At 73.3% G+C, this 9432-nt stretch carries 9 protein-coding genes; 4 read left to right on the plus strand and 5 right to left on the minus strand.

Annotated features, from left to right (window positions below):
• Positions 1–97 precede the first annotated feature (97 nt).
• From WFH25_RS14680 to mvk, 5 genes are read right to left on the minus strand one after another with little or no spacing between them, the layout of a single operon-like run.
• Positions 98–1255 carry a hydroxymethylglutaryl-CoA synthase gene (locus WFH25_RS14680; RefSeq protein ID WP_336698325.1) on the minus strand — a complete coding sequence of 386 codons (1158 nt, stop codon included), beginning with the start codon at positions 1253–1255 and terminating at the stop codon, positions 98–100.
• A complete protein-coding gene (locus WFH25_RS14685; RefSeq protein ID WP_070418055.1) occupies positions 1252–2316 on the minus strand; it encodes a hydroxymethylglutaryl-CoA reductase in 1065 nt (354 codons plus the stop codon). Before WFH25_RS14685 ends, WFH25_RS14680 begins: the two co-directional genes overlap by 4 nt.
• Positions 2309–3391: a phosphomevalonate kinase gene (locus tag WFH25_RS14690; RefSeq protein WP_070418054.1), complete on the minus strand. Its 1083-nt coding sequence runs from the start codon at positions 3389–3391 to the stop codon at positions 2309–2311. Before WFH25_RS14690 ends, WFH25_RS14685 begins: the two co-directional genes overlap by 8 nt.
• Positions 3388–4407 (minus strand): diphosphomevalonate decarboxylase, encoded by a 1020-nt coding sequence (gene mvaD, locus WFH25_RS14695; protein ID WP_254789485.1) that lies wholly within the window; start codon positions 4405–4407, stop codon positions 3388–3390. The genes WFH25_RS14690 and mvaD overlap by 4 nt, the downstream gene beginning before the upstream one ends.
• On the minus strand, positions 4407–5396 hold the full coding sequence (mvk, locus tag WFH25_RS14700) for a mevalonate kinase (protein ID WP_336698327.1): 990 nt from the start codon (positions 5394–5396) through the stop codon (positions 4407–4409). Before mvk ends, mvaD begins: the two co-directional genes overlap by 1 nt.
• A 140-nt stretch (positions 5397–5536) precedes the next feature.
• On the opposite strand from mvk, the gene WFH25_RS14705 reads away from it, so the two are divergent.
• The 4 genes from WFH25_RS14705 (at position 5537) to WFH25_RS14720 (ending at position 9293) form a co-directional block, all read left to right on the plus strand.
• Complete coding sequence (locus tag WFH25_RS14705) at positions 5537–7165, plus strand: DHA2 family efflux MFS transporter permease subunit (protein ID WP_336698329.1); 1629 nt, start codon at positions 5537–5539, stop codon at positions 7163–7165.
• A 229-nt stretch (positions 7166–7394) separates the two neighbouring features.
• Positions 7395–7850, plus strand: a complete 456-nt coding sequence (locus WFH25_RS14710; protein ID WP_175473692.1) for a MarR family winged helix-turn-helix transcriptional regulator — start codon at positions 7395–7397, stop codon at positions 7848–7850.
• A 21-nt stretch (positions 7851–7871) separates the two neighbouring features.
• Positions 7872–8294, plus strand: coding sequence for an organic hydroperoxide resistance protein (locus tag WFH25_RS14715; RefSeq protein ID WP_022905450.1), 423 nt, complete (start codon positions 7872–7874; stop codon positions 8292–8294).
• A gap of 24 nt (positions 8295–8318) precedes the next feature.
• Positions 8319–9293: a zinc-binding dehydrogenase gene (locus WFH25_RS14720; protein ID WP_071302910.1), complete on the plus strand. Its 975-nt coding sequence runs from the start codon at positions 8319–8321 to the stop codon at positions 9291–9293.
• Positions 9294–9432 lie beyond the last annotated feature (139 nt).

Consider the following 9432-nt stretch of genomic DNA (forward strand, 5'->3'; position numbering starts at 1 on the left):
GACGGACGGGAGGCGCGGTGCCGGCCGGCACCGCGCCTCCCGTCCGTCAGCCTGTCGCGTCAGGGACGCGCGGTCACGTCAGGGACGCGCGGTCGCGTCAGGGACGCGTCGCCTCGTAACGGCGTGCGCCGCCGCGGACGCCGGCGAAGCGGTACGGCGCATCCGTGACCTGCGGACGCTCGACGTCCTCGCTCGTCGCGGCACCCGCGGCGTGCAGCTCGCGGTAGGCGTCGACCGAGAGCGGCACCCGGGCGGCGAGGAGCTCGCGGACCCGACCCACACGGCGGTGCTCGCGGTACGCCGGCTGCACGATGCCGGTGATGAGCTCCCCGACGCTGCCGGACCCGTAACTGAACAGGCCGATGCGCTCCTCGGCGAGGTCGTCGTCGAGGTCGAGCAGTGCGGCCAGCCCGATCCAGAGCGACGCCGTGTAGGTGTTGCCGGTCTGCTTGTTGTACGTGAACCCGAGAGCGAGCTCGGACTCGTCGAAGGGCACCCCGACGTGCTGCGTGAGCTTCCGGTGCGCCTTGAGCGCCATCTTCGTGAACGGCTGGTGGTGGACGAAGCGCACGATGTCCTCGTACGCCGGGCCCCCCTGCGCCGCGAGGTCGTCCCACGCCCCGACGAACGCGTCGACGTAGGCGCTCACGGACAGGCGGCCGTCGACGAGCGCGGTGGAGCGGTCGTTCGGCCGCCAGAAGTCGTCGACGTCGGCGGTGAAGACACCCGCGGCCGGCTCGATCTCGATGAGGTCGGGGTCAGCGGCGATCAGGATCGCGGCGGCGCCGGCACCCTGCGTCGGCTCGGCGGCGGTGTCGACGTCGTAGCGCGCGACGTCGGCGGCGATGACGAGCACGCGCTCCCGCGGAGCACGCGCGACGATGCCGAGGGCGAGCTGGACGGCAGCGGTCCCGCCGTAGCAGGCCTGCTTCAGCTCGACGACGCGGACGTTCTGCGGCAGCCCGAGCAGGCCGTGCACGAACACCCCGGCGGCCTTCGACTGGTCCACCCCGGACTCGGTGGCGAAGAGCACCGTGCGGATGCCGTCGGCACCGTGGCGGTCGATGAGCTCCTTCGCGGCGGCGGCGCCCATCGTGACGATGTCCTCGTCGGGAGCGGGCACGCTGAACGCGTCCTGCCCGATGCCGACGTGGTACTTCGCGGGGTCCACCCCGAGGCGCTCGGCGAGGTCGTCGAGCTCGAGCACGTGGTGCCCGGTCGCGACGGCGAGGTCGTGGATGCCGATGCGGGTCACGCTGCACCTCCGGCGGGCTTCGCGCCGCGACGTTCCATCGCGACGTGGGCGGCCATCAGCTCGCCCGGGTTGGTCTGCGCGGCGAGCAGGGAGAGTTCCCCGCACAGGACGGTCGCGGCGCAGAGGGCGGCGAGCCGGCGTGCGTTGGCACCGGGCTCGCGGTCCTCGCGGCAGCCGAGGCGCACGAGGGCGTCCTCGACGACGGGCAGGTCCCCGCCCTTGCCGTTGCCGACCGTGCCGACGATGAGGTGCGGGAGCGACGTGGCGAAGTACAGGTCGCCGTCGCGGTCCTCGGCGCTCGTGATGCCCTGGGACCCCTCGACGATGTTCGCCGCGTCCTGCCCGGTGGCCAGGTAGAAGCCGAGGAGCATGTTCGCGTAGTGGGCGTTCGCAGAGCGGATGGCCCCGGCGATGGTCGACCCGACGAGGTTCTTCGCGACGTTGAGCTCGGCGATGCGTGCCGCGCTCGACCGGAGCCGCTTCTCGACGACCTCGCCCGGGATGACGATCTCGGCGACGGTGTTCCGGCCGCGTCCGCGGATGCCGTTCACCGCGGTGGCCTTCTTGTCGGTGCAGAAGTTGCCCGAGACGCTGACGTACCGCAGGCCCGGCTCCCACGCGAGGATGGCCGGCAGGAGCTTGTCCGCCGCCTGCGTGACCATGTTGTGCCCGGAGGCGTCGCCGGTGGTGAACGCGAAGCGCAGGAACAGCAGGTCCCCGACGATCTCCGGGTGCACCTCGATGAGCTTCGCGAAGCGGCTCTGGCCGGCGACGATCTGCTCGAGCTCGTCCTGCCGGGCGAGGATGCGCCCGGTCGCGAGGTGTGCCGCGGCCGCGCTGTCGGCACGGACGACGACCGAACGGGTCATGCGCTCGTCGACGACGGTCGCGACGATGCCGCCCTCGACCATGCGCGAGATGCGGGCACCGCGGCCGACGGACGGCCAGAGCGGCGACTCGTACGTGGCGAGCGGCACCTCGTGCTCGCCCTCCACCGCGTTGCCGCTGATGCGGATCGGCCCCACCCACTTCGTGGGGATCGGGGTCAGCAGGTCAGTCATCGACGCTCCCTTCGGGCGCTTGCACCGCGACGCTGAGGTGTCTGATGTCGTGCGCCTCCCAGGCGCGGTGGATGCCGGCGAGGTCCGTGTCCGCCGGGACGAGCGCGATGCCGCAGTCGCCGCCGCCGGCACCGGACGGCTTGGCCGCCCCGCCCGCGGCTTCGACGACGTCGCACAGGGTCGCGAGTCGCTCGGTCTCGATCTGCGAGCCGACCGACGTGCCGAGGCGCTGGAGCAGCCCACGGGCGCGCCGGAGTGCCCCGAGGGTGCGCTCGGCGTCGCCGGTCTGCAGGCCGACGGTGAGGTCGTCGACGCAGGTGCGACTCTCGTCGAGGAACGCCTGGTAGCCGCCGTTGCGGTGCCGACGGACGACACCGACGAGCTTCGTGGTCGAGGCCGGAGAACCGGTCCAGCCGACGAGCAGCTCGAGGTTCTCGGGGGCGGGCAGCCGCTGGACGTCGAAGCCCTCCCACGCGTCCGCGTCGCCGAGGATCTCGGTCACGGTGCGGGTGTCGAGCTGCGCCGCGAGCCGCTCGCGGTCCGGTGCGCTGTAGCGGAGCCAGCCGCCGAAGGTGCTCGCGGCGAGGTCCCCGCCGGATGCGCGCGGGTTCACCCGGATCGTGGCCAGCAGGGCGACCTGGAAGCGCTTCCGCTGCGAGAGCCCGAGCCCGTAGAAGCGGTCGAGGGCCCCCACCGTGGCGACGGTCACCGCCGCGGAGGACCCGAGCCCGAACTTCCGGCCGCTCGCGTCGTCGAGCTGGCTGTGGATGCGGAGGTCGTGGAACCGCGGTGCGATGCCCTGCTCGGCGCGGAGCTTCTCGACGAGGTCGATCGTCGCCATCACGTAGTCGTACGGGTGGTGCTCGGTGTCGAGTGCGATGCCGTCCTCGGCGCGGGTCCAGGTGAGCGGGAGGTGTCCGTACTCCTCGGAGTGCACGCTGCCGGCGCCGTGGCCCTCGCGCACGCGCGCGGTGATGGCGCGGTCGAGGGCGATGATGACGGACGGCTGGCCCGGCTCGACGACGGCGTACTCGCCCGCGACGAACAGCTTGCCGTGGGCACGGAACTCGATCACTCGGCGGACTCCTCTGGTCGGACGACACCCGGTGCGGGTGCCTCCGGGTCCTGCGTCGCAGGGACTTCGGAGCCGAGCAGGCGCGCGCCTGGTCCGGTACCGGACTCGATCACGTCGCCGAAGCCCGCGAGCGCGGACGCGACGGCGCCCCGGTCCTCGGGCTTCGTGAGCACGACGACGTTCGGGCCGGCGTCGGCGGTGGCGTACGCCTCGACCCCGGCGGCACGGAGTTCGGCCACGGCGTCGAACACGGCGACGCTGCGGGCGTTGAGGTAGCGGATGGGCGGGAAGGCGCCCTCGATCGTGGCGTGCATGCGGAGGGCGTTGCTCTCGGTCAGCTCGCCGATGCGGGTGAAGTCCCCCGCGGCGCAGGCGGTGAGCATGTCCCCGACGGTCTCGGTGGTCGAGGTGACCCAGGCGGGGTAGAACGGCGACGTCGCGATGGTGCGCCGCATCGCCTCGCGCGAGCCGATCGCCTTCGGGCCGGCGTCGATCGTCACGACGACCATGGCCATCGGCGGCGCGGGGATCGGCTCGGCGTAGGAGCCCTCGTCGTCGCCGGCGTGCCAGACCGCCACGCCACCGGGGATCGACCGGGTGGCCGAACCGGAGCCGCGTCGGGCGAGCCGGGACAGGTCGCGCGCGGAGAGGTCGAGACCGTACGCCGCCGCGGCCGCGGTCGCGAGCGCCGCGAACCCCGAGGCGCTCGAGGCCAGTCCGGCTCCGGTCGGCACGGTGTTCTCGGACACCACCGACGCCCGCGCCGAGGACCCGGCGAGCTCGCGCACGAGGTCGAGGAACTGCGTGACCCGCACGAGCGCCCCGTCGGTCGAGACCGAGCCGTTGAGGGTGAGGGTGTCGTCCGCCGTGTCCCCGACGGTCACCGACGTCGTCGTCGGGAACACGTCGAGTCCCATCGAGACGCTGCCGGTCGCCGGCAGGGCGAGGGAGGCGTCCGCCTTGCCCCAGTACTTGACGAGGGCGATGTTGGGGTGCGCGACGGCGGTGGCGGTCATCAGGCGCGGTCTCCGATCGTGGTGGTCCAGGTGGCTGCGGCACCTGCGCCGCGCAGTGCGGCCGCGATGCGGTCCGCGTGGTCGACGTCCGTGGCGAGGGCGATGACGCACCCGCCGCGGCCCCCGCCCGTGAGCTTCGCGCCGAGGGCGTCGGCCGCACGTGCGGCGCCGACGAGCCGGTCCAGGTCGTCGCTCGACACGTCGAGATCGCTGAGCAGCTCGTGCGCGGCGTCCATCGTGGCACCGAGCGCCTGTGCGTCGCCGTCCACGAGCGTCGCCCGCGCGCGTCGGGCCAGTGCGCCGATCCGATCGATCACGGCGCCGGTGCCGTCCGGGTCGGCGTCGTGACGGGCACGGACGGCGGAGACCGCCTCGCGCGTGTGGCCGGGGACCCCGGTGTCGGCGACCACGAAGGCGAACCGGGCGCCGAGCTCGACCGGCTCGATGCGGCCGCCCTCGAACCAGACCGGTGCGTCGGCGACGACCCCGCGGGCGTCGAGTCCGGACGGTCGGCCGTGGGCGACCCGCTCGCACTCCTGGATGAGTCCGTGGTGCGCCTCGGCGTCGAGCGTCTCGCCGAGTGCGTCCGCGACCGCCGCGGTCACCGCCGCTGCCACCGCCGCGCTCGATCCCATGCCGCGAGCGGTGGGGACCTCGCTGTCGACGCGCACGTGGAAGCGGCGGTCCGTCACGCCGAAGTGCCGCAGCGTGGCGGTGACCGCGGTGACGGTCGGCATCACGGCGGCGGGGGCGAGGTCGAGCGGGCCGGTGTGCACGGCTGACTCGAGGTGGTGCCCCTCGGCGTCGTCGATCGGCGTGACCGTGGCGACCACCACGGCGTCGATGACCGGCAGGACGAGCGCGGGTGCGCCGTAGACCACGGCGTGCTCCCCGATCAGGATCGTCTTGCCGTGGGACGACGCCCTACCGGTGCGGCGGGTGGGGCCGGCTCCAGTGGTCGCTGAGTTGTCGAGGTCGTTGGTGGTCATCGTGGGTCACGTCAGCCTAACCGTCCCGGCCATGCACGCGCTCGACGGTGTCCGTACCCCGCCCGTGAGCGCGCTCCACGAGGTCGCCGTTCCGGGCGTACGGTGATCGTCAGCATGCTGACTACCCGAGGAGCCGCCCCGTGAGCACCCACCACACCCCCGACCGCCGACGCTGGGCCGGACTCGTCGTCATCAGCATCGCCGTCTCGCTCATCATCGTCGACTCGACCATCGTGAACGTCGCGATCCCGAGCATCGTGGCCGACCTCGACATCGGTTCCACCCTGGTGCAGTGGGTGCAGGAGAGCTACACCCTGGTCTTCGCGGCGCTCCTGCTCGTGTTCGGCTCGCTCGCCGACCGCTTCGGCCGACGGCGCCTGCTGATCGTGGGCGTCACGGTGTTCGCGCTCGCCTCGGTCCTCGCCGCACTGGCCCCGACGGGCGACCTGCTCGTGCTCGCCCGCATCGTGCAGGGCGTCGGCGGCGCGATGGTGCTGCCGACGACCCTCTCGCTCGTGAACGCCACCTTCACCGGCCGCGAGCGCGGGATCGCCTTCGCCGTCTGGGGCTCCACGATCGGCGGCATGGTCGCGGTGGGCCCGCTCCTCGGCGGCTGGCTGACGACGGACTTCTCGTGGCGGTGGGCGTTCGGCATCAACGTGCCGCTCGGCATCGCGATCGTCGTCGGCGCGTCCCTGACCGTCCGCGAGTCCCGCGACACCGTGCACGCCGGCCGGATCGACGTCGTTGGCGCCGTCCTCAGCGTTGTGACGAGCGCCTCGCTCGTGTTCGGCCTGATCGAGGGACGCACGTACGGCTGGTGGTCGAACGCCACCCGGCTGACGGTCGGCGACTGGACCTGGCCCGGACCGCTCTCCCCGATCCCGTACGCGTTCGCGCTCTGCGTCGTCGCGGGCGTGGCGTTCGTCCTCTGGACGAGGCGGCGGCAGCGCGCGGGCCGCTCCACGCTCATCGCGCTCGACCTCTTCACGATCGGGTCGTTCCGGAACGGGTCGATCGCGGCACTCATCGTGTCCCTCGGCGAGTTCGGCATCATCCTGTCCCTGCCGATCTGGCTGCAGAACGTGCTCGGGTACTCGGCGCTGCAGACCGGGTTCGTCCTGCTCGCCCTGGCCATCGGGTCGTTCGTCGCGAGCGGGTTCGCGGCGACGGCCGGCCAGCGGATCGGCGCGCTGCGGATCGTCCGGATCGGCATCGCCGCCGAGATCGTCGGCGTCGCGGCGATCGGCTTCGTCGTGACCTCGTCGACGCCGTGGTGGGCGATCGTGCCGTGCCTGTTCGTCTACGGGTTCGGTGTCGGGCTCGCGACCGCGCAGCTCACGAGCGTCGTGCTGCGGGACGTCCCGGTCGAGCGCAGCGGCGAGGCCTCCGGCGCCCAGAGCACCGCCCGGCAGATCGGGTCGGCGCTCGGCATCGCGGTGCTCGGCACGGTGCTGTTCACGTCGACCGGCACGCTGCTGCAGCACCGGCTCGAGGACGCCGGGGCGTCGAGCGCGGCCGCGTCGCAGATCGCCGATGCCGTGGTCGCGTCCTCCGGCGGGTCGATCGCGGCACTCACCGAGCAGAGTCCGACGGCAGGAGCCGCTGCGGCCGAGGCGTTCAGTGACGGCACGCGCGCGGCCGCCTGGTCGGCCGCGGGCTTCCTGGTGCTCGGCCTCGCGGCGACCCTGCGCCTGCGCAGCCGGCCGGAGGACACCGAGGAGGCCGGACCGGACGCCGCCCCGGCGACCGCCGACGCGACCGACTGACGGACGGGAGGCGCGGGTCGGCCCCGCCCCGCGCCTCCCGTCCGCCGCACCGGGCCCCGCGCCGGGGGCGACGCTCTCGTCCGCGCAGGTCGTTGGCATCGGCGTCGCCCTCGCCGCGGTCGGGACGGCGGTGACCATGGGCGGTCGACCGGGGCGTGACCGGGACAGATCGGCAACAGGTGTCCCCGATACGGTTGTGCACAACTGAGTTGCGTGCAATGCTTGTGGCATGCCCGTGACCGACGAGATGGTGTGCTTCTCCCTCTACGCGGCGAGCCGTGCGACCACGCAGGCGTACCGGACCCTGCTGGAACCGTGGGGGCTCACCTACCCGCAGTACCTCGTCCTCGTGACGCTGTGGATCGAGGGCGACCAGACCGTCTCCGGTCTCGGCGACCACCTGCAGCTCGACTCCGGCACCCTCTCACCGCTCCTGCGCCGCATGGAGCAGTCGGACCTCGTCCGTCGCGAACGTCGCAGCACCGACGAGCGGGTCGTCACGATCACGCTCGGCGACCGCGGCCGCTCGATCCGTGGCGAACTGGCCCACATCCCGTCGACGATCGCCGCCGGGATGGGCCTGCCCGACGAGCACGCCGCGACGGAACTCATCGCGACGCTGCACCGGCTGACCGAGACCATGCACGCCGCTGCGACGCCGAACCGCGCCGCCGCGGACCACTGACCCCACGAAGGAAGGAACACCATGGAAGCCCTCTACACCGCCGAGGCCCTCTCCACCGGCGCCGGCCGCGACGGCCGCGTCGCCACCAGCGACGGCTCGTTCGCGCTCGACCTCGCGATCCCGAAGGAGATGGGTGGCTCCGGCGCCGGCACCAACCCCGAGCAGCTCTTCGCCGCCGGGTACGCCGCGTGCTTCCACTCGGCACTGCAGGGTGTCGCCCGCAGCCAGAAGGTGAAGATCGCCGACTCCTCCGTCGGTGGCCGCGTGCAGATCGGCCCGAACGGCGAGGGCGGCTACCAGCTGGCCGTGCTGCTCGAGGTCGTCCTGCCCGGGCTCGAGCACGACCAGGCACAGGCCCTCGCGGACGCCGCGCACCAGGTCTGCCCCTACTCGAACGCGACCCGCGGCAACATCGACGTCACCATCACCGTCTCGGAGGACTAGTCCATGAGCACCACCCCCACCACCATGCGCGCCGTCGTCCACGAGACCTTCGCCGAGCCGGCCGAGGTCCTCGGCGTGCAGGAGCGCCCGGTCCCCACCCCCGGCGCCGGCGAGGTCCTCGTCCGCACGGTCCTCTCCCCCATCCACAACCACGACCTCTGGACCGTCCGCGGCACCTACGGCTTCAAGCCCGAACTGCCGGCGGCCTCCGGCACCGAGGCGCTCGGCGTGGTCGAGGCCCTCGGCGAGGGCGTCACGAACCTGCAGGTCGGCCAGCGCGTCGCCGGCGGGGCGTTCGGCGTCTGGGCCGAGTACTACACCGCGAACGCCGCCGGGCTGGTCCCGGTCCCGGACGCGATGCCCGACGAGGCCGCGGCCCAGCTCGTCTCGATGCCGTTCAGCGCGATCAGCCTGCTGCACTCGCTCGACCTGCACGAGGGTGACTGGCTGATCCAGAACGCCGCGAACGGCGCGGTCGGCCGCATGGTCGCCCAGCTCGGCGCCGCGCGTGGCATCAACGTCATCGGGCTCGTCCGCCGCGCCGCCGGCGTCGAGGAGCTCCGCGAGCAGGGCATCGAGCGCATCGTCGCCACCGACGCGGACGACTGGAAGGACCAGGTCGCCGCGATCACCGGCGGTGCGCCGATCGTCGCGGGCGTCGAGTCCGTCGGCGGCAAGGCCGCCGGCGACATCGCGAGCGTGCTCGGCGAGAACGCCACCCTCGTCGTGTTCGGCGCGATGGCCTCCCCCACGCTCGAGATCCCGTCCGGCAAGGTCATCTTCGGCCAGCTCACGGTGAAGGGCTTCTGGGGCAGTGTCGTCAGCAAGACGATGCCGGCCGAGACGAAGGGGCAGCTCTTCGGCGAGCTCATCACCCGCGTGCTCGACGGTTCGCTGACGCTCCCCGTCGCGGAGACGTTCGCCTTCGAGGACGTCCGCGACGCGGTCCGCGCCTCGGACACCGCCGGCCGCGTCGGCAAGGTGCTCCTGCGCCCGTAGACGCGACAGCGAAACGGACTGGAGGCGGGGGGGGGGGGGGGCCCCCCCCGCCCGGGCCGTGGGGGGGGGGGGGTGACGCCCGGGCGCCGGGGCGGGGGCCGGGTGGGGGGTGGGCGGGGTGGGGCCCCCCCCCCCCCCG

The organism is Curtobacterium sp. USHLN213 (genome assembly GCF_037144815.1).
Taxonomy (GTDB): Bacteria; Actinomycetota; Actinomycetes; order Actinomycetales; family Microbacteriaceae; genus Curtobacterium.